17 protein-coding genes, 1 tRNA gene and 3 pseudogenes are annotated in these 20,053 nt (G+C 64.2%); 5 read left to right on the top strand and 16 right to left on the bottom strand.

Features of this window, described 5'->3' with window-relative positions; genetic code table 11:
- The 8 genes and pseudogenes from G9373_RS40715 to G9373_RS40750 form a co-directional block, all read right to left on the bottom strand.
- A partial coding sequence (locus G9373_RS40715) for a transposase (protein ID WP_206033589.1) occupies nt 1–331 on the bottom strand: 331 nt, incomplete at its 3' end.
- A gap of 148 nt (nt 332–479) precedes the next feature.
- A pseudogene (locus G9373_RS40720) lies at nt 480–1,704 on the bottom strand (NADP-dependent isocitrate dehydrogenase).
- Nucleotides 1,705–1,883: 179 nt separating this feature from the next.
- The gene (locus G9373_RS40725; protein WP_167120608.1) at nt 1,884–3,005 is read right to left on the bottom strand and encodes an extracellular solute-binding protein; all 1,122 of its coding nucleotides are present in this window, start codon (nt 3,003–3,005) and stop codon (nt 1,884–1,886) included.
- Nucleotide 3,006: 1 nt separating this feature from the next.
- Nucleotides 3,007–4,770 carry an iron ABC transporter permease gene (locus G9373_RS40730; RefSeq protein ID WP_240961022.1) on the bottom strand — a complete coding sequence of 588 codons (1,764 nt, stop codon included), beginning with the start codon at nt 4,768–4,770 and terminating at the stop codon, nt 3,007–3,009.
- Nucleotides 4,767–5,888 carry an ABC transporter ATP-binding protein gene (locus tag G9373_RS40735; RefSeq protein ID WP_240961023.1) on the bottom strand — a complete coding sequence of 374 codons (1,122 nt, stop codon included), beginning with the start codon at nt 5,886–5,888 and terminating at the stop codon, nt 4,767–4,769. The genes G9373_RS40730 and G9373_RS40735 overlap by 4 nt, the downstream gene beginning before the upstream one ends.
- Nucleotides 5,889–6,476: 588 nt before the next feature.
- Nucleotides 6,477–7,307 (bottom strand): amidohydrolase family protein, encoded by an 831-nt coding sequence (locus G9373_RS40740; protein ID WP_167120610.1) that lies wholly within the window; start codon nt 7,305–7,307, stop codon nt 6,477–6,479.
- A 1-nt stretch (nt 7,308) separates the two neighbouring features.
- Nucleotides 7,309–8,343, bottom strand: coding sequence for an Ldh family oxidoreductase (locus G9373_RS40745; RefSeq protein WP_167120612.1), 1,035 nt, complete (start codon nt 8,341–8,343; stop codon nt 7,309–7,311).
- Nucleotides 8,344–8,347: 4 nt separating this feature from the next.
- Complete coding sequence (locus tag G9373_RS40750) at nt 8,348–9,703, bottom strand: MFS transporter (RefSeq protein ID WP_167120614.1); 1,356 nt, start codon at nt 9,701–9,703, stop codon at nt 8,348–8,350.
- 192 nt (nt 9,704–9,895) lie between these two features.
- Between G9373_RS40750 and G9373_RS40755 the strand changes: the two genes are divergently transcribed.
- The gene (locus G9373_RS40755) at nt 9,896–10,831 is read left to right on the top strand and encodes a LysR family transcriptional regulator (protein WP_167120616.1); all 936 of its coding nucleotides are present in this window, start codon (nt 9,896–9,898) and stop codon (nt 10,829–10,831) included.
- A gap of 245 nt (nt 10,832–11,076) precedes the next feature.
- Here G9373_RS40755 and G9373_RS40760 read toward each other — a convergent pair whose 3' ends face one another.
- The 8 genes and pseudogenes from G9373_RS40760 to G9373_RS40795 all read right to left on the bottom strand — a co-directional run bounded on the left by G9373_RS40760 (nt 11,077) and on the right by G9373_RS40795 (nt 17,628).
- Nucleotides 11,077–12,210 carry an IS701-like element ISRhosp3 family transposase gene (locus G9373_RS40760; RefSeq protein ID WP_167120618.1) on the bottom strand — a complete coding sequence of 378 codons (1,134 nt, stop codon included), beginning with the start codon at nt 12,208–12,210 and terminating at the stop codon, nt 11,077–11,079.
- Nucleotides 12,211–12,380: 170 nt separating this feature from the next.
- Nucleotides 12,381–13,075: pseudogene (locus G9373_RS40765) on the bottom strand (IS5 family transposase); the annotation flags it as partial.
- 107 nt (nt 13,076–13,182) lie between these two features.
- Nucleotides 13,183–13,605: a nucleotidyl transferase AbiEii/AbiGii toxin family protein gene (locus G9373_RS40770; protein WP_167120620.1), complete on the bottom strand. Its 423-nt coding sequence runs from the start codon at nt 13,603–13,605 to the stop codon at nt 13,183–13,185.
- A complete protein-coding gene (locus tag G9373_RS40775; RefSeq protein WP_167120622.1) occupies nt 13,602–13,784 on the bottom strand; it encodes a hypothetical protein in 183 nt (60 codons plus the stop codon). Before G9373_RS40775 ends, G9373_RS40770 begins: the two co-directional genes overlap by 4 nt.
- Nucleotides 13,785–13,961: 177 nt before the next feature.
- Complete coding sequence (locus tag G9373_RS40780; protein WP_167120624.1) at nt 13,962–14,780, bottom strand: SDR family oxidoreductase; 819 nt, start codon at nt 14,778–14,780, stop codon at nt 13,962–13,964.
- 43 nt (nt 14,781–14,823) lie between these two features.
- Nucleotides 14,824–15,678 carry an alpha/beta hydrolase gene (locus G9373_RS40785; RefSeq protein ID WP_167120626.1) on the bottom strand — a complete coding sequence of 285 codons (855 nt, stop codon included), beginning with the start codon at nt 15,676–15,678 and terminating at the stop codon, nt 14,824–14,826.
- A 28-nt stretch (nt 15,679–15,706) separates the two neighbouring features.
- Nucleotides 15,707–16,708: an NADP-dependent oxidoreductase gene (locus G9373_RS40790; protein WP_167120629.1), complete on the bottom strand. Its 1,002-nt coding sequence runs from the start codon at nt 16,706–16,708 to the stop codon at nt 15,707–15,709.
- Complete coding sequence (locus G9373_RS40795) at nt 16,705–17,628, bottom strand: alpha/beta hydrolase (RefSeq protein ID WP_167120631.1); 924 nt, start codon at nt 17,626–17,628, stop codon at nt 16,705–16,707. Before G9373_RS40795 ends, G9373_RS40790 begins: the two co-directional genes overlap by 4 nt.
- A 134-nt stretch (nt 17,629–17,762) precedes the next feature.
- Between G9373_RS40795 and G9373_RS40800 the strand changes: the two genes are divergently transcribed.
- The 4 genes and pseudogenes from G9373_RS40800 (at nt 17,763) to G9373_RS40810 (ending at nt 19,675) form a co-directional block, all read left to right on the top strand.
- A complete protein-coding gene (locus G9373_RS40800; protein ID WP_167120633.1) occupies nt 17,763–18,338 on the top strand; it encodes a TetR/AcrR family transcriptional regulator in 576 nt (191 codons plus the stop codon).
- A gap of 480 nt (nt 18,339–18,818) precedes the next feature.
- Nucleotides 18,819–19,132: pseudogene (locus G9373_RS47195) on the top strand (hypothetical protein).
- Between the two features lie 86 nt (nt 19,133–19,218).
- Nucleotides 19,219–19,291: transfer RNA gene (locus G9373_RS40805), tRNA-Ile, on the top strand.
- A 144-nt stretch (nt 19,292–19,435) separates the two neighbouring features.
- The gene (locus tag G9373_RS40810; protein WP_167120635.1) at nt 19,436–19,675 is read left to right on the top strand and encodes a DUF3263 domain-containing protein; all 240 of its coding nucleotides are present in this window, start codon (nt 19,436–19,438) and stop codon (nt 19,673–19,675) included.
- The last annotated feature ends 378 nt before the right edge of the window (nt 19,676–20,053 follow it).

Raw genomic sequence — 20,053 nt, forward strand, 5'->3', positions numbered from 1 at the left:
TCTTCGGCTCGAAACTCGACTCCCGATCGCGGGGCACCTCCAGCTCGACCGGCCCGGCCTCGGTCAACACGGTCTTGGCGCGTCTGCCGTTGCGGGAGTTGCCGCTTCCCCGCCCGACCGAGTCATTTTTGCCGTAGCCGAGGTGGTCGTCCATCTCACCCTCGAGCGCGGACTCCACCACCAGCTTGGTCAACTTCGCCAGCAACCCACCCTCACCGGTGAGCTGCAGGCCGTCGGCCCGGGCCTGATCCACCAGCTCCTGCAGCCTCGCGTCGCTGACGCCCACACGTGCCGAGTTCGATTCGGCCTCAAGATCAATCACATCAGTCATAATGGTGCATCTCCTTTCAGAGTTACACCGTTGTTCTTACAGTCCCCCACGATTGGTTGCCGATGAGCGCTCGAAAGCGTGTGCCTCGACCGGGAATTCGTTGGAATTCGACAGGTAGCCCGGTCGACGCGCAATGTCAGTGCAACGGTTACTGCTCGGCGATCGCCTTCTGGAGGTTGATGTCCAGCGTGCCGAGGAATTCCTCGGTGGTGTAGTAGCCCTGGTCGCCGCCGACCAGCATCGCGAGGTCCTTGGTCATCTGGCCACCCTCGACGGTCTTGATGAGCACGTCTTCGAGGTTCTGGGCGAAGCCGATGACGTCGGGGGTGTTGTCGAGCTTTGCCGCGGTGTTCGAGTCCACGGGTCCACGCGAAGATCGACGCGATGGGGTTGGTGGACGTCGGTTTGCCCTGCTGGTGTTGACGGAAGTGACGCGTCACGGTGCCGTGTGCGGCCTCCGTCTCACAGGTTTTTCCGTCTGGGGTCAGCAGCACGGAGGTCATGAGGCCGGGTGATCCGAAGCCCTGCGCGACGGTGTCGGACTGGACGTCGCCGTCGTAGTTCTTGCAGGCCCAGACGTAGCCGCCCTCCCACTTGAGCGCCGACGCGACCATGTCGTCGATGAGGCGGTGCTCGTAGGTGAGTCCGGCCGCGTCGAACTCCGGCTTGAACTCGGTCTCGTAGACGTGCTGGAAGATGTCTTTGAATGCGCCGTCGTACGCCTTGAGGATGGTGTTCTTGGTCGACAGGTACACCGGGTAGTTCTGCTGCAGGCCGTAGTTGAGCGAGGCGCGCGCGAAGTCCTCGATGGACTTGGTGAAGTTGTACTGACCCTGGACGACGCCGCCGCCCTCGGGGAAGTTCACCAGCTCGTGCTCGATCGGCTCGCTGCCGTCCTCGGGCGTGTAGGTGATCATCACCTTGCCGGGGCCGGGAACGTTGAAGTCGGTGGCGCGGTACTGGTCACCGAAGGCGTGACGGCCGATGATGATCGGCTTGGTCCAGCCCGGAACCAGTCGCGGAACGTTGGAGATGATGATCGGCGCGCGGAAGATCGTGCCACCGAGGATGTTGCGGATGGTGCCGTTGGGCGACCGCCACATCTTCTTGAGACCGAACTCCTCGACGCGTGCCTCGTCCGGGGTGATGGTCGCGCACTTGACGCCGACGCCGTGCTTCTTGATGGCGTTGGCCGCGTCGACGGTCACCTGGTCGTCGGTCTCGTCCCGGTACTGGATGCCGAGGTCGTAGTACTCGAGGTTCACATCGAGGTAAGGATGGATCAGTTTGTCTTTGATGAACTGCCAGATAATGCGGGTCATCTCGTCGCCGTCGAGTTCGACGACGGTGCCCTCAACCTTGATTTTGGACATGGGTGCCTCTCGTCCTTGTGAAGTGGTGATGTTCTTGCGCGTGAGTCCGCGGTCCGCGCTGTGCAACCGTTCGATGAGTGCGCTGCATTGCCGAGGACCTGTTGAAGAACAGCTCATTTCGTGTCTCGGGGTGTGGATTGGCGCGAACCGCCGACCCGCGGATGGTCCGGGAGTGAGATCTATTCGTTGTAGCCGAAGATCGAATTCCAGACCTGCTGGTCCTCTGCTGCGTGGGAAATGGATTCGACCGGGGAAATGCGGTGGACCTTGGGGTCGGTGAATTCGGGAAGTTGGGTGCCGAGAATGTTGGGGGGAGCGATGTCGGTTCGGACGGAGTATTCACCGAGGTCGCTGAACACCTGCTGTCCGCGCTTGGACATGGTCCAGTTCATGAAGACGTGCGCGGCGGCGAGGTGCGGGGCGGTTGATGCGACTGCGGTGTAGTAGTCGTACGAGGTGACGCCTTCGTCGGGGACGACGAAGTTCACGGGAGCGTTGTCATTGTTTGCGATGTTCACGCTGCTGACAACGACGGTGCCGGCTTCAATTTCTCCGCGCGCGAGAGCATCGAGTTGCGCACCGATGGAGTCGAATACGCGTGCTTCGCCTGAGTATTCGCGGAGATAGTCATCACCGAGTACGTCGCGTTGGAATCGAGTCAACGCCAGTGCGCTGCCCCCGGAACCCGCTTGCGCGATGCCCAGCTTGTCCGACCAGCGATCATCGAGGAGCGCGTTCCAGGAAGTGGGGGCCTCGTCAGCGTCGATCAGCGCCCGGTTGTATCCGAACGTGTACACCGGATTGAAGGTTCGGAAATACCGTCCCCCATCGAAGGCGACTTCCTTTTGCAGGTTGGCGGCGGTACCGGGTTGGTACGGCTGGAACAGTCCCCGCTCATTGAGGCCCTGGACGAACCCGGGGTCCGAGATGCGGATGACGTCGGCTTCGAGTTTGCCTGTGCTGTACTCGGCGACGAGGCGCTCGTAGAGCCGGTTGGAGGTCAACCGGATCAGTTTGACGTCGAGCCCGGTGTCGGCCTCGAATTGTTTGAGCACCTCCGATTCGGTGTCCTGGGTGTATCCGCTGTACAGGGTGATCGTTCCCTCGGATTTCGCTCGACTCCACATGTTGGGGTCGGCGATCTGCTCGTTGTCGATCACCAGGGCACCGCCGGGTTCGGCGATGGAGGTCGCGGATCGGGCCAGCGGTGGGCCTTCGGGGGGCGGACTGCAGGCGGTCAGTGCGGCGACGAGCAACGCGCCTGTCGCGATCGTGAGCCGGCGGGTGAGTGAGTGGTGCATGTTACTTCGACTCCTTTGCGCCGAGCCGGCGGGAGAGAACAGCGAGGACTCCGATGACGACGCAGTACAGCAAGCTCAGTTCCGCAGCGGACTGGATCGAGCCGTTGTCGTACGCGTCGAAGATCGCGATGGACAGCAGCCTGGTGTCGGAGGTGAACAGGAACAGCGCCGCGGTCAACTCGCGCATCGACAGCATGAGCAGGAGCAGAAATGTCGACGACAACCCGATGCGGAGCAGCGGTATCGTGACGAATCTGATGGCTTTGCTTCGTCGGGCGCCGAGCATGACGGCGCTGTCCTCGAGGTCCTGATCGAGTTGGACGATGGAGGAGGACACCCCACGGTAGCCCTGGGGCAGGAAGACGGCGACGAACGCGATGACGAGCACGGCAAGCGTTCCGTAGATGGGGATCGGTAGTGCCAGCCAGGTCCAGAGCAGTCCCAGTCCGAGGACGATCGCGGGGACGGCGAGGGGCAGCATCGTGATGTATTCCAGCAGTGTTCGACCGGGTGCCTGGGTCCTGTATCGGGTGTAGGCGAGGGTGAAGCAGAAGGTGGTGCCGATCGCGGCGGTAGCGATGCCGACGATCACGCTGTTCAGTACGACGTTGTGGAAGTCCGGGTCTTGCAGTGTTTCGGCCAGGCCCCACAGGGACAGGGCGCCGGTTTCGAAGAGGTCATTGAACTGGGCGAGGTAGGGGCTGGTTTGGGTGGACGCGAGGACGAGGGCGGAGAGGGGCAGTGCCACGGCGAGCAGGAAGTAGGTCCACGCCATTGCCGCGGCCGGCCACCGCCACGCGCGGAGGGGTACCTGGCGTGCGCGCACGCCTTTGCCGCTGACGGTGGTGTATTCCTTGCGGCCGGTGACGCGGTTCTGGACAGCGACGACGATGATCAGAAGGACGGTCAGGACCACTGCGATGGCCGCGGCGTCGTTGCTGCGGGCCGGTGCCGCGTTCATCAGGCGGTAGATCAGGGTGGGTAGCGTGTCGACTCCGCCCGGGACGCCGATCACCTGTGCTACTGCGAAGTTTTCGACCGTGAGAGCGAAGACGAGGATTCCGGATCCGACGATGGCCGGGATGACGAGCGGGAAGGTGATCTTGCGGAGCATCTGGGTGAGGGTGGCTCCGTGCAGGCTCGCGGCATCTTCGAGGTCCGGGTTCATCAGTGACAGAGCGGAATGGATCATCAGGAAGGGGTACGGGGCGTAGTACAACCCCAACACGAAGATCATGCCCGCGAAGCTGTAGATGTCGACGAATCCGGGTAGACCGACGGCGCTCAGTGCGAGGTTGAGGTACCCGGTTGCCGGGCCGGCGAGCAGCGCCCAGGCCAGAGCGCCGACCAGGGACGGCAGAAACAGTGGGGCGATACCGATGCCGTAGATCAATTTCCGGCCGGGCACGTTGGTTCGAGCGGCCAGAAACGCCAGCGTCGCTCCGATTGCCAGGGCAACGACGCAGGAGCCCACTCCGACGATCGCGGAGTTGACGAGCGCTTCCTGGGCGGACTGCGTACCGAGCAGTTCGAGGTTGCCGAGTGTGAAGTTACCGAAATCGAAGACGTTCGCGCGATCGGGGTTGTCGGTGAACGCCCCCATCACGATGAAGAACATCGGGCACAGGACGATGAGGGCGAGCAGGGCGAGCTGGATCAGGGTGGGCAGGCCCCGACGCAATGTGGGCCTGCGCTTAACCGTGGGGCGATCATGGACCCCGCCGGGACGGATTTGCTGGGGGCGGTCCGTGGTGGGGGCGCTCATGCCAGGCTCCCGGCAAGCTGCGGCCGGTCATCGACCAGTACTTGAGCACCGCCGGGCGTGGCGGTGACGGCGACCCGTTCACCGACGTGGAGCGCGCGGTTCGACTGGCCCGTGGCGAGGGCCTCGATTTCAGGGCCACCGTCGAGAGTAATGCGGTAACGGATGGACGCACCTTGATAACTGGCGACGTCGACCCGCCCGTCCCAGCCCTGCGTCAGCTGCGGTGATTCCTTCGCTGCCGTGACCGTCAGGTCTTCCGGCCGTAGGCACACCAGCAGCGAAGTATGACCGCGGAGCAGGGGCGAGTCGACCTGGATCGAGAAATCGTGATCGGTCAGCGTGACGCGTCCGGGGATGCCTGTGGTCGGGGTGCAGGGGAAGAGGTTGCCGACGCCGAGGAATTCCGCCACCGAGCCACTCGCGGGTGCGGTGTAGATCTGTTCGGGTGGCCCGCTCTGCACGATGCGTCCGTTCTGCATCAAGGCGATCCGGTCGGCGAGTGCGAAGGCCTCGACCTGGTCGTGGGTGACGTAGATGGTGGTCAGTCCGAGTCGGAGCTGTAGCTCCCGCAGTTCCATGCGCAGATGTTCGCGCAGCCGCGCATCCAGATTCGACAGCGGTTCGTCGAGTAGCAGGACGTTCGGCCGCATCACCAGGCTTCTCGCCAACGCAACGCGCTGCATCTGGCCGCCGCTCAGCAGGCTTGCTCCGCGGTCGGCCATCTTGCGGAGTCCGACCAGGTCGAGCGTCTCGTGCACGCGGGTCTGTGTTTCCTCCTTGCCGACCTTCTGCATCTGGAGGGAGAAGGCGACATTTTCGAAGACCGTGCGGTGGGGCCAGACCGCGTACGACTGGAACACCATTCCGACGTTGCGTTTGTTCGGTGGGACAGTCCTTCCGGTGGACGAGTCGTGCATGACATCGTCGCCGATCAGGATCCGTCCGGCGCTGGGGGTTTCCAGGCCGGCGACACATCGCATCGTGCTCGTCTTGCCGCACCCCGATTGACCGAGCAATACCAGAGATTCTCCGTCGGCGATTTCCAGATCGAGATCCCTGACGACGGTGGTCTTCCCGTAGGCCAGGCTGAGGTTTTCGATCGCTACCTTCATGGTCATCCTTTGAAATATTCTTGTCTGTGAATAGGTCCCGTGCGTTGCCGGCTGGGTGGAGACGCGAACAGGAGACCTCCGTCGGTTCAGCTCATCCGTCTCGTGCGCCGTGGGGCAAGTAGTGTGACGGCCACGTTGCCGCGAGACACTAGAAGATCCGGTCACACCCAATAACGTGTGGGCCGCCGCCTCGGTGGGGGTTGCGGGTATGCGCTCGCCAAAATGCGTATCTCGTCTTGGACGCAGCTCGATTCAGGGATGATCTGCCACAATCGCTCGATGAACCGGTGCATTGTCATTCCGAAGTGCACCAGGATTTCCTCCTCGCTGGCGCCCCCGAACGGTGCCCACGTGCTGGCAAACGCAATGAGGCGCTCCGCCTCGGTGTCAGGATGCTTGCGTTTGCGGTTGGCTTCGATCCACGCGGCGCGCCGCCTGTGCCGCCACTGGCAATACTCACGAGAGTTCATGGGTATTCACACATCCAACAGTCGGGACAGCCGAAGACTGGAGTTTCGGCGCCCTTGCCGCGGCGAGGGACAGGCGCAGGGTGCCAGTCGCGCTCGAGTGTCAAGGTGCTCATGCCACGCCGTACTAGGCGTACAGCGTGTGGGCGTTGTCGCAGAGCATGCGCTGATACAGGTCGGTGCCGAGCCACTCCTTCATCGTTCGAAGTCGCGATCGGTCGTCGACCGATCTGAACGGTTCTGTCTGGTCCGGCGGTCTGGTGTGGGTGAGCGCACTGTGCGGCCAGTCACTTCCCCAGACGATCCGGTCCGGTGCACGTGCGGCGTACTCGTCGACGAGACGGTGCACGCGGGCGTCGGCGGGGGGTAGTCCCATCCGCTCGGGTGCCGACAGCTTGATCCAGCAACCGGCGTCGGTGATGAGTTTCGCGACCTCCCCGATCTCACCGGCGCCCGATAGCGCCATCCCCATGTGATCGACCACGACCGGCACCGGGCTTTCGCTTATCCGGGGTGCGAGTGCGGACAACAAGGCCACAGACGCGAACAGCTGGAGGTGAAGCCCGGTGCCGGTCAGCAGACGAACCGCACGATCGAAGGCGGCTTCCGCGACAGTCGAGTCAGGTGTTCCCGCCGTGTGGAGGTTCAACCGCACACCGCGAATGCCCGCTTCCCGCAAGCTACGGAGGTGGTCGGCGGACGCCATCTCGAAATCGAGGACGGTCACCCCCCGTGCGCGACCTCCGAATACCTCCAACGCGTGCATCATCGCCCGTGTGTCGACCCCGTGTGAGTTGGGTTGCACCAATACCACGTGATCGAGGTCGAGGGCACTGAGGTGGTCCTGCAAGTCGGCGATCGACGCCGGCGGCGGACTGTAGGTGCGTACCTCCGCCAATGGGTAGCGCTCATAGGGACCGAACACGTGTGTGTGGCAGTCCCACGTCCCGGATGGCATGTCACACCCGCGCCTTCACGAGTTCCTCCAGCGCGCGAACGTCCTGCCGATCGAGCGTGACACCCTCGCGGGTCTGCTCGTGGTAGCGGGCCATCTCGAGTTGCCCTGGCAGGCGCACAGGATTGGCGGGGTCAGCCGCGGGCACCGAATGCAGCCGGGCTGCGAAATCGTCGACACGCGCGCTGAGGTCAGAGCTATCGGCCATGAGCTTGGTGTCGACGAGGATGAAGAAATGACCGAGATTCTGGGCACGTTCGGGAGCGAGATTCCAGGAGCTGACCTTGTCGAGATATGCAGCGCCGGAGAGTAGCCCAGCAAAGAGGTCAACCATGACCGCGAGCCCGTACCCTTTGTGGCCGGCGATCGGTTGCAGGAAACCGTCCAGTGCGGCGTGGGGGTCGATGGTCGGGTGCCCGGAACTGTCGGTAGCCCATGTGTCGGGGATCGGTCGGCCCTCCGCGGCCGCGGCACGGATCTTGGCCCGGGCGGCGACACTGAGTGCGATGTCGAGGAGGATGGGGTCTCCGCTGGGGTTGGGCATGCCCCACCCCAGGGGGTTGTTGCCCACGCGGGTCGCTTTGCCACCCGATGGTGCGATGGTGGTCGTCGCGTTGCTGGCGATGATCGCTGCGAAGCCTTCGGATGCGGCCTTGAACAGATAGGGCATCACCGGGCCGAAGTGATTGCTGTGGCGCGCGAATGCTGCTCCGATACCCGCCGTGCGGGCACCTTCCATGGCGGCGTCGAGGGCCGCGCTGCCCACCAACGGTCCGACCCCGTTGTCGCCGTCGACGAGGGCGAGGGCGGGAGCAATCCGGGTAGCGCGGACTTCGGCGTGCGGGTTGATTCCGCCGATGTTCGCGCGGTCGAGGTATTGCGGCACGCGCAGTACGCCGTGGGTGTGGATGCCGAACATATCGGCCGTGACCAGAACCTCGGCGATGGTGTCGGCTGCGGCCGCGGACATACCGCAGGTGGTCAGGGCGGAGGCCGCGAGGGAGGTCAGCTCGCTGGCGGGCAGAGTGGTGGTGGGCATTCGGTTACTGTCCTGTCTGTGTTGCGGTGGTTTGCGGGCAACCGGCAAGGGCCGCCGGGTGGTAGTCGGGGTTGTCGCTGCGGTCGAAGGCGTTTCGTGCGCACCACGCGGTGAGGGTGGTGACGGCGGCCAGGACGGCCAGATACAGTGCGAACCCGTTCGGTCCGCCGGTGAGCTCGTTCAAGGTGACGCCGATGGCGGGTCCCGTTCCGCCGAAGATTGCTTGCACGACGTTGTATGCCAGCGCGCCTGCGGTGATTCGCACGGCGATGGGGAACATCTGGCTCAACGCCAACAATGCCGGCACCGCGAGCATGCCTTTACAGATACCGATCACCGCGCTGCCGACGATTCCCCCGGTATAGCCGTGTGCCGCCAGCATCAAGGCCGGCACGGCGACGATCGCGACGATCGTTCCACTGACGATGAACGTTGTGCGGAGCCCGATCCGGTCGCAGTACAGGCCGACCACCAAGGTGGAAGCGATCACCGCCACGTTGCTGACAATGCTCGCGGTATACGTCTGGTTTGCAGTGAGCCCGTTCGTCTGCTGCAGGAACGTCACCAGGTAAGAGGTAATCGTCGTGCTGATCAGTGCATAGCTCGCGGTAGCGATCATGAAGGTCACCATCAGCGGCCGATACGAACGCAGCGCATCGGCAAGGGGGGTGGCGACTTCCTTCGCGGCTGCGCGTTCGCGCTTGAGTTGTTCGAATTCCGGTGTCTCATCGGCTCGCGACCGCAGGTAGAAGCCGATAGCGGCCAACGGCAGACCGAGAAGAAACAAGATCCTCCACCCATAGGCGGCGAACGCCTCATCGCCGAGTACCGCGGAGGCGATGCGGGCAAAGACCGAACCGATCATGATTCCGATGAACGAGGTCGCAATCAGCTTCGAGACATTCTTCGACCGATCGGCGGTAGGGCTGTGCTCGTAGACGAATCCGATGGCGCTGGCGTATTCGCCGCCGGCACCCATGGACTGGGCCAGCCGGCACACCAGCAGGAGAACCGGTGCGAGCAAACCGACCTTGTCGTACGTGGGAAGCAGTCCCATCGCCGCGGTGCCGCCACACGTGAGCAAGATCGTCAACGACAGGGCACGTTTACGGCCGTGCTTGTCCCCGATCCGGCCGAAAACAATGCCACCCACCGGGCGCGCAAGGTAGCCCAGAGCGAACACGGCAAACGTACTCAGCAACGCCGCCGTCGGATTCCCGGGTTCGAAGAACTGAGCGGCAATGATGGTGGCGACAACGCCGTAGACACCCCAGTCGTACCATTCGGTGAAGTTTCCCGCCGCGGCGGCGATCAGAACTTTCCTGCGGCGCCACCCGGAGAGCTCCGTTGTCTCGTTCATGTGTTTTTCTCCTGCTTCAGCCTGGACAATTTCACTGGGGTTGGACACAGTGATCTGCGCACAGCCTGTGGTGGGCATCTCGTAGACCGGCAGCTATGGGCTGGGTCACTGAAACCACTATGACACCCACAAGACATAAGTAGTAGTTAGTCTTTCTTGCTTCAGACTTAAGGCTTGCTACGATCTGTGGGTATGAGAGTGGACATCACCCGACTTCAGATTCTTGCTGCGGTGAATCGCCACGGATCGATGGCCGGTGCCGCGGACGAGCTTCGATACACATCGTCCGCCGTATCTCAGCAGATCCGGAAACTCGAGGCCGAGTTGCACGTCGCGCTGGTGGAACGTCACGCCCGAGGGGTGCGGATGACCGAAGCCGGGTGCCTGGTGCTCGGCAGGGCTCGTGCGATCGAGGAGCAACTCGAGGGCTTGAGCGGAGATCTCGAGCAGTTGGCGGGCGGATATACCGGTACCGTCCGGTTCGGGGTGTTTCCCACCTTTGCCGCCTCCTTGTTGCCCGAGGTGGTCATTGCCCTGCGCGAATCCCACCCCGGAGTGCGTCTCGCGATCCACTCCAGCCGCATCAGCCCGCTGCGAGACCTGCTGGAAACCCACCAACTCGACATCGCATTGACATGGGACTACCCCTGGAACCGATCACCCGACACCGAGCTAGCCGTGCATGAATTGCTGCTTGATTCAACAGTTTTGATCGTCCCACGCACTCACCGCCTCGCACGACAGAACACGATCGAACTGACCGACATGAAGGATGAGGAGTGGATTGTTCGTGCGGCCGGGCACCCCACCGCCGAACTACTCTTCCGCTGCGCCCACACCGCCGGCTTCCATCCGAAGGTGGCGATCGAAGCAAGCGACTACCAAGAGACCCAAGCGATGATCGCCGCCGGCCTCGGAGTGACCCTCTGCCCCCGCCTCGCCACCAGCTACGTACGCGAAGACGTCGTCGTCAAACGACTGGAAGCCTCAATGCCCGCCCGCCGGATATGCGCAGCACGCCTGCGCGACAGCAAACCAACCATCGCCTCTCAGCGGCTCGAACACATACTCGTCAACGTTGTCGACGACTACACAGCAGCACTGACCCGTCCTGCACGCCCAGACTGATACGAGTATCCCCGCGCACCTCGCCGGACACGCGGCGTCGTTGGCCCCGCGGCATCGGCACCATTCGCTTTAGTACTGCAACGGCACTTATGGCAGGTGACCGCGGGTTCGATAGTGGGAGGTGCGGGCCTGGTGTTGTCGGCGTCTCCGCCAGTGTGACCAGGACCAGGTGTGCTCGTCGGGGTGGGCGTGTCGCAGGATCAGATACACGAGTAGGCGGCGGATCTCGGGTACCGTGTAGCCGATCATGTCCTGATCATCGGTTCCGATTCCCCTTTTATGGCTTCGGTTTTCGTGCCTGCGAGCCAGGCGAGGGCGAGCATCGACAAGGTGATGTGGGCGTACCAGGCCCGGTAGGTGCGTACCTGGTACTGGTCGAGGCCGGCCTCGTTCTTGGCCTGTTGGAAGCATTCCTCGACCCGCCACCGCGAGCCGGCGACGGTGGCGAGTTCGGTGAGCGTGGTGCGGCGGGGTCCGGCGCAGATGTAGTACGCGATCTCGGTCGGATCCGACAGTGATCGGCGGGCGAGCAACCAGTGCCCGCGCCCGGGTGCCCAGGCGATCCGGATCGGGATCCGGACCCAGGAGTACTCGCGTCGGCCGTGGGCGCCGTCGCCGGCGGAGATGCGGCGCCACTGTTTCGGCGGGATCGCGGCGATCATCTCGTCGGCGCGGCCGGCGCGGCCGTCCGGGGTGAACACGTCGTCGTTGCGGCGGGTGGCCAGCACGTAGGAAATGTCGCGTTCCTCGAGCCAGACCCGCAGGTACTTCACCTGCCCGTAGGCTTCGTCGGCGGTGGCCCAGGAGAATGGGACCTGTGCGTCGAGGGCGCGTTCGATCATGTGCTGCGCCAGAACGGGTTTGGTCGCGAACTCCACCTCGTCGCCGATCCCGGCGGCGCGGCACCGGTCCCGGTCGGAGGTCCAGGATTCGGGCAAGTACAGCTCCCGGTCGATGAGCGCGTGCCCGGCGCCGCTGGCGTAGGCGAGGAACACCCCGATCTGACAATTCTCCACGCGCCCGGCGGTGCCCGAGTACTGGCGTTGCACCCCGGCCGAGCGGGTGCCCTTCTTGAGGAAACCGGTGTCATCGACGATCAACACGCCGGCCGGATCGCCGAGGCGTTCGACCACATAGTCACGCACATCGTCGCGGACCCCGTCGACGTCCCAGTCGGCCCGCCGCAGCAGGCGTTGCATACCGTCCGGGCTCATTTCACCGGCTCGCTCGGCGAGGGTCCACCCGTTCTTGCGTTCCAGACCCGCAACCAAACCCGTCACATATTCACGGACCCGGGACCGCGGTTCCGACCGGGCGAACCGACTGGAGATCCGCTCATGCAACGCTTCCAACTCGGCAGCAACCAGATCGAGGACCACACAACCAGTATCGTCTACCTGTCAAGCAAGTGTCGTTGCAGTATTAGAGCGTGTCTCATGTGGGGAGCTTCTTGAAGCAGGTGAGTGCGGCGGCGAGGTGAAGGAAGCCGGCGAAGTGTTCGCCGTGGCGCTCGTAGCGGATGGTCATGCGCCGGTAGCCGGTGAGCCAGGCACATGGTGCGTTCGATCTTCCATCGGTACCGGCCGAGGCGATCGTTTCGCGCGATGCCGCGGCGGGCGATCCGCGGGACGATGCCTCGTTCGCGCAGCCACCGTCGGTGAATGTCGTAGTCGTAGCCCTTGTCGGCGCGAAGCTTTCCCGGCTTGCGTCGGCGCGGTCCGCGCCGAGACCTCACGCCCGGAATCGCTGCCACCAATGGTTGCAGCATCGTGCTGTCATGGGTGTTCGCCCCGGTCACGCCCACGACCAGTGGGATTCCATTCGTTTCGGACAGGACGTGGATCTTCGATCCCTTCTTACCGCGGTCGACCGGACTGGGACCCGTCAGTGAGCCCCCCTTTTCGCCCGCACGCTTGCCGCGTCCAGGATCGCTGCCGTCCAGTCGAGTTCGCCCGCGCTACCGAGCCGATCGAGCACCTCGCGATGGAGTTTCTCGAACACCCCATCCCGCACCCAGGCACTGAACCGTCGATGCGCGGTCGGCACGGTCACCCCGAACGAGGGCGGCAGGTGCCGCCACGCACATCCGCTGGTGAGCACGTACACAATCGCGGTGAACACCGCCCGGTCATCGGCCGGCGCACTGCCACCTCCCTGCGGCCGGGCGACAAAACGCGGAATCAATGGTGCGACTATCTCCCACAACGCATCCGGAACCAACCTCAGTGACAACTCATCTACCACGCGTCACATTATGTCCCACAGGTCACTTCATCCACATGAGACACGCTCTTAGGTGGCGTGTTTCTCAGTAGGGTAAGGCATCTCCGCAACGCCAGCTGTGTCGTGTGTCACATTACTGGGCGGTAGTGGTCGAACCCGCAGGATGGCCTCGTCGGATGCGCCAATGGTTGCACTGTCGGAGTATTCCCGGATGGCATGCGACCCAGCGTAACTGCACTCGTGCCGGCGCTGAGCGGGGGCGCCCAGTCGAGGCGACCGTAGGCGCGTTGCAACGCTCTCGGGAGCGCCTCGTCGAGGTCGGCTGCCAGGGTACTGCGTCGTGGGTCGAGGGAGATGAGGTCGATGTCCTCACTCAATCTTCCATGGGGGAGGTGTGTTCGGGCGAGGGCGGTGCCGCCGATGAAGTGGAGCCGGTCGGCGAAATGTTCGCTGAGATAGGCGAGGAGCAGGGAGATGAGGTGGTCTCGTTCGACTTGTTCGGGGGCGGCGCCGAATTGGTCGGTGACACGGTCGCGTTCGTCGAGGTTCACGAGGCTGCCTGTACCCAGGTTTCGGCGCGGGCGAGGGCGGCGGTCAGTCCCTGCTCGGCGGCGAGGGTGGTGAGGCGTTCGGGGGTGTCGCGGCGGAGGAACCGGATGGTCGCGGTCCTATCGGTGAGGGTGATTGTTCGGTGTCGGCGGGGTACGGCGACGACCGCGGTGGCCAACACACGAGGGATTGCGTGGTGGAGGCGGGCGGCGCTGATGCCCCTCCGGGGGGATGCACCGAACCCGAACCGTTTGCTGAAACTTGGTGCATGATTCGCGGACGATCAAGTCAATGTGTCACCGGGCTCAAAATATCGAATGGGGTTCTGCGTCGACGACCCGATCTGTCCGAGGTGAGGTCACGTCGTCACTGCGGCGAGGAGTTTGTCGGTGACCGGTGTGGGCGTTACTGCTACGGCGAGTTTTTGGACGCGGCTTGCGGTGTCGAGGATGTAGCGCCGTTTGGGGTGCGGTGAGGTCAGGGCGTGGTGGACGGCTTTGGTGACGCGTTTCGGCGGAGCTGCGATCTTTTGCATTCGCTCCAGGAGCTTGCGGCTGCCGGCGAGGTGCGCTGCGTAGAGTTCTCTGTTTTCTTGGCTCAGTTTCGCGGTCATGGCGTCGTGGTCGTCGAGCATTCCCTCCCACATGTCGGTACGGATGGGTCCGGGTTCGATCAGTGAGACGGGGATCTTCCACGGACGCAGTTCGATTCTCAGTGCGTCACCGAGGGATTCGATCGCGTATTTCGATGCGCTGTACGCGCCGGTGCCGGGGGTGGTGATCAGGCCGCTGACCGAGGACATGAACACGATGCGGCCGTGTGCTGCTCGGATCGCGGGCAGGACGGCTTGGGTGACGGCAATCTGCGAGACGACGTTGACGTCGAGTTGACGCGAGAGGTCCTCGATCGGCAGGCCTTCGACCGGTCCGCTGACGATGATGCCGGCATTGTTGACCACTGCGTCCAACCGTGCTGGAAGGTGTCGTGGTAGAGCCGCGATCGCCGTTCGATCGGTGATGTCGAGCGGGACCGCGTGGACGTGATGCAGCTGGTCGAGGCGGGCGAGCGCCGACTCCGAGCGGGCGGTTGCGTAGACGGTCCACCCGGCTTCGCTCATGCGGTGGCAGATGGCCAGACCGATTCCTCGGCCGGCTCCTGTGACGAGTACTGAGGGCATGCGGTGTTCTCCTCTCCAAAAGGGCGTGTGTACCGAGAGGTGTTCAGGGACCGAGGAACTCGACGGCGACGGGAGCGAACTTGTCGTGGTACTGGAAGACTCCGCCGTGGCCGGAGTCTGGGTAGATGATCAGTTCGGAGCCGGGGATGCGGCGTCGTAGATCTTCGGACAGTGGGGTGGGGACCATGCGGTCGTGGTCGCCGTTGGCGATGAGGGTGTCGGCGGTGATGCGTGACAGGTCCGACGGGGCGGAGCGCCCGTACTTCTCGATGGCGGCGAGTTGTGTTCGCAGAACGGATATTCCGACGGCTGTATCGCGGTCGGTGCTGCGTTCGTGGAGACGCCCGATGAATGCCTTCGCAGCGGTCTTGCCTGCTGGGTTGCGGTTGAAGAACAGGAATTCCTTGGGGTCGGCCCGCACGAGCGTTGCGCGCAGAATGTCGACGTAGGTCGTTCGGGAGACCTTGTCGATGTCCTTGCCTCCGCGTGGTCCTGTTCCGGTGAGGATGAGCTTGCGGACCAGGTGCGGGTGCTCGAGGATCAGATCTTGGGCGATGAAGCCGCCCATCGAGAAGGTGAACAGGTCGACTGTGTCGAAGCCGAGCGCGGTGATGAAGGTGTGGGCGTCGGCGGCCATCGCTTCGATGGTGTCCGGCACCTTCCCTGTGGAGGCGCCGACACCGACGTTGTCGAAGGTGACGACGTGGCGGTTCCGTGCGATCGCGTCGACGATTCGGGGGTCCCAGTTGTCGAGGTTGGCGGTGAGGTGGACGAGAAATACGACGGGGATGCCGCCTTTCGGTCCCAGTTCACGGTAGGCGTAGGTGTTCCCGCCTGCGGTGATGGTCTTTGTCGGGGCTGATGCGTAGGCGGTGGCGCGATTGCTCTGGGTGCTCATGTGGGTGTTCTCCGGCGATTCGGTGGGTTCAGGCGGTGGGTAGGGTGATGACGGCTTTGCCGCGGATGCCACCCGAGGCGAGGGCCGTGAGTGCTTCCGGTGTCTCGTGGAAGGGGTACGTTCTTCCGACGATCGGACGGATCGCGCCGTGGTCGACCAGTTCCGCAATGCGGCGTAGTTGCTCACCGCTGGCACGCATGAAAAGGAATTCGTAGCTCACGCCCGCTTTCGCGGCTTGTCTGCGTATTTTGCGGCTCAGGGCGGTGATCGCGAGACGAACGATCGGATTGACGCCGGCGGTGCGGGCGAACGTGGGGTCGGGTGGGCCGGCGATACCGATTGCCTTGCCGCCCGGCCGGAGCACGCGCAGTGATCTTTCGAGGTTGTCCCCGCCGAGGCTGTCGACGACCACGTCGTACCCGTCGAGAACGTTTTCGAAGTCCTCGGTGCGGTAGTCGACGACGACGTCGGCGCCGAGCTGTCGGACGAAGTCGGCGTTTCGGCCGCTGGCGGTGGTGGCGACGCTCGCCCCGAGATGCTTGGCAAGTTGGATCGCGATCGATCCGACTCCGCCCGCACCGGCGTGGATCAGAACTTTCTGCTCAGGTTGCACATGCGCTGTGTCGACGAGTGCCTGCCAGGCGGTGAGCGCGACGAGGGGGAGTGAGGCGGCGTCGACCACGCTGATCGACGTGGGTCGTAGCGCGAGGTCGTCTTCGTGGACGGCGATGCGTTCGGCGAAGGTGCCGATTCGGCCGTCGCGGGGGCGGGCGTAGACCTCGTCGCCGACGGAGAACTGTCGAACGCGGGCGCCGACTCCGATGACGGTGCCCGCCAGATCGTGTCCGAGAGTCAACGGCGTCGGATAGCGGAGCAGTTGTTTGAATTCGCCGGTGCGGATTTTCTCGTCGAGCTGGTTGAGGCCGGCTGCCTGAATTTCGACGAGTACGTCGTGGTCGCCGACGATCGGCTCGCGCACTGTCGTCTCCTGCAGCGGCCGCTTGTACGCAGCGAAGGCGAAGGCTTTCACGACTGATCGCCACTGTTGGTCGCGGAGGACGCGGCGGACGCGGCGGCGGTGTGCGGCTCCTCGCCGAGGAAGGCGAGCACTTCCGGGACGAATTCGCGATGGTATTGGAATATGCCGCCGTGTCCCGAGCTCGGGTAGATGGTCAACTGCGAATTGGGAAGACGCCGCGCGAGGTCGGCGGAGTGCTCACTGGCGACCATGAGGTCGTTGTCGCCGTTCGCGACGAACACTGGCGCGGTGATCTGTGACAGGTCGTCGGGTGCTGCTTTCCCGCCGCCCATGATTGCTTTCAGTTGTGCGAGGCGGGCCTGCATCGAAATGCGTGTGTCTCGGTCGATGGCACGTTCGGCGAGCCGGGCGAAATAGGCGTCGGCGGAGCGTTTGCCTTCGGTCGTGCGTGGGAAGAATAGGAAGTGTCGGGCATCTTTGCGGGCAAGGGCGGCTTTGAGGTAGGCGCGTCCTACGATCCTGCGCATGTGGTCGATTCCGCCGCCGCCGCGTGGGCCGGTTCCTGCCAACACCATTCGCCGAACCAGTGTCGGATTCTGCAGGGCGACCATCTGGGCTACCCCCCCGCCGAGGGAGAAGCCGAGTAGGTCGACGCTGTCGTGACCGAGCGCTCGTATGAACGTGGCCGCATCACGTCCCATCTGCTCGAGGTCGGCGGGGACCTTCGAGTCGGTCGCGCCGACGCCACGGTTGTCGAACGTGATGACGTGGTGGTGAGCGGCGATGCCGTCGATGATGCGGGGGTCCCAGTCGTCCAGAACGGCGGCGAAGTGGTGCAGGAACACCACGGGCACGCCTCCCGTGGGGCCGAGCTCGCGGTAAGCGAAGTTAACGCCGCCGGCGAGGACGAATTTGGTCGGGACCGTGGTCCAGGTGCGGGTGTCGGCCGGTGCGCCGTGGTTGGTTGCCATGTCTGTCCTCTATCCGAAGGAAGTGAGCCTGGCCTGTGAGAGCCCGATTGAATTACGCTCATACTATTATGGTCGTAAGGTTATCGGATAGACTTCGGTAGGGCAAGGACGCGGCAGCATGGAGGATCATCGACATGGCGAGATACGGCAGCGAGCACAAGGCGCAGACGCGCGCTCGGGTGGTGGAGGCGGCGGGTCGACGTCTGAAGAAGGATGGGATCGACGGGGCCGGCGTGAGTGCGTTGATGTCCGACGCCGGGCTGACCAACGGCGCGTTCTACGCGCACTTTGCGTCGAAGGACGAACTCGTCGCGGTGGTCTTGGCCGATCAGCTGACGAAGCAGCTGGATGCTCTGCGGGCGCTACCCGACGACGGTCACTCGTTGCAGTCCTACATCGAGGGTTATCTGTCGGCGAGTCATCGTGACCAACGTGAGAACGGATGTCCTTCCGCTGCCCTGCTCAGCGAAATCAGTCGGTCGACACCGCTTGTGCAGCAATCGTTCACGGATGGTCTCGAGGCCATGATCACCATCGTCGCCAGTCGTACCCACATCGACGACACAGCCGCGGCGCGGACCTTGGCGATCGGGCTGATGTCGAGCCTGATCGGGACCCTGCAGTTGTCGCGGGCGGTGTCGGACCCGACGCTGTCCAACGAGATCCTCGCGGCCGGGCTCGCGAACGCGTTTCGCCTCATCGAAAACTGAATGCAACCGACTGGGAAGAGAGGCCAATGACAACGACGACGCGTGGCCGTACCCGAGCGCATATGTAGTGGACCCTCGGGCTCAAGGCGGTCGCCATTTTCCACCGCAGCGGCCATCCTTCGACTCGCCACCCTTGTCGCGATCGACGACGCCGCCGGACGTCGGTGACCATCGAGGGTGCTGTCGTCATCGTGAACCTCTCGGATTGGTGGCCTGTCGTCCACTGATGCGCAGACAGCCAGGTGCCGAGTGGGTTGCCTCTGGCTCACGTGTGTGCCCACAGTCAATCCCGAACGGACGCGAACGTTTCTCGGTGGAGGCGGACCAGGCGGACCGATTCGTCGTCGAACGCGTGCGCGGTCGTGGCCAGCACGTTCAGCGCGCCGGTGACCGGAGCCGCCGCAGCCGTCTTCTTCGCAGCTATCTTTCCCGGTGCGTTCGAGTCGGCCGGCGAAGTCCTGCATGTACTGGATATGATGGGTGAGGCCGCGGTGTTCGTGGCAGGCGGACGGCCGCCGGCTCTACGCCGAGGTCAAGGGCGCGTCCACCGTGCCGGGGTTGGATGTCGATACCGCGATCGGGCAGCTGGTGCGGCGGATGCACTACCGTGGAGCGCCGGAATCGCTCCGAGCGAACCGGATCAGTCGGTGTCGTTTGCGTTGGTGGTTCGGGACGAGCCGCGATCGGTGGAGGCTGCGGTGCGGGCACCTCAGCGGATTCTGGATCTGTTGGGGATGGCGCTGTATGCGGTTGCTGAGGACGGTGGGGTGCGGCAGCTCTTTGGCCGCGTGTGAAGACGTTCCCCCGAGCGTGAGCGGGGACGGTCGGCGGGGTGGGGATACCATCGCCAGGTCCCGCGTGAGTGGGGTAGTGCGGTGATGGGGCGTAGCTCAGTCGGTGAGAGCCGTGGACTCATAATCCGTTGGTCGCGGGTTCGAGCCCCGCCCGCCCCACCGGAGGGCCACCTCGACCCGGTGGCCGTCACCGACGGTGCCGATGGTGCCGCTGGCACCGGGCACCGGGCAACCGAGTTCGCGCCAGCCCGGGGTCCGGACCTGTTGTGCGGCAAGCTGTGCACAGAACCACGAGGGGCGGCGGTGACCGCGGACACCACGGAGGTGACCGAGCTGAGCCGGATGGTGGCCTTCGCATTGCGGTGGTGCGCCCACGGCGGCGGCCCGGCCGAGGTGATCAGGGCGGATTTCGGGATGGACACCGCGGCGTTCTTCCGGACACTGGTCGCGTATCTCGACGTCGCTGCGCCGGCCCCGCTGTGGCCGGTGCTGGTCGAGCGAATGACCACGGTCGCCCGTCGACGACTCTGGCTGGGCACCTGATCAGCCACGGGCGGCACGTGTTTTAAGTTGGTGGTTCACCGTTTTCACTACGCGCGGCTCGTCGAGATTCGGCGCACTCAAAGATTGCGCCGGAACGTCTCGCCCAGGGTCGCTCCGGCGGTCCTGGATTCGTCCGGATACGGTAGTCGCGGATGGGTTACTTCCCGTCGGTGGCGAACAGGCGGTGAGGCGTGAGCGCTCCGCAAGCCGGGCACGAGATCCGGCGGGCCTTCGCCGTCAACACCCAGGGGTGACGATGCCGTCCTCATTGCCGTGGGGGTAGAGAAGTTCGGCGAGGCGTCGACCGGTGACGGTGAAGCTGGGCGCTGTCTCTCGTTGGAAGAATTCCTTCTTGCGGGTGCGCAGGAGGTCTTCACC

This window comes from Rhodococcus sp. A14 (assembly GCF_011603105.1).
Classification (GTDB): domain Bacteria; phylum Actinomycetota; class Actinomycetes; order Mycobacteriales; family Mycobacteriaceae; genus Rhodococcus_F; species Rhodococcus_F opacus.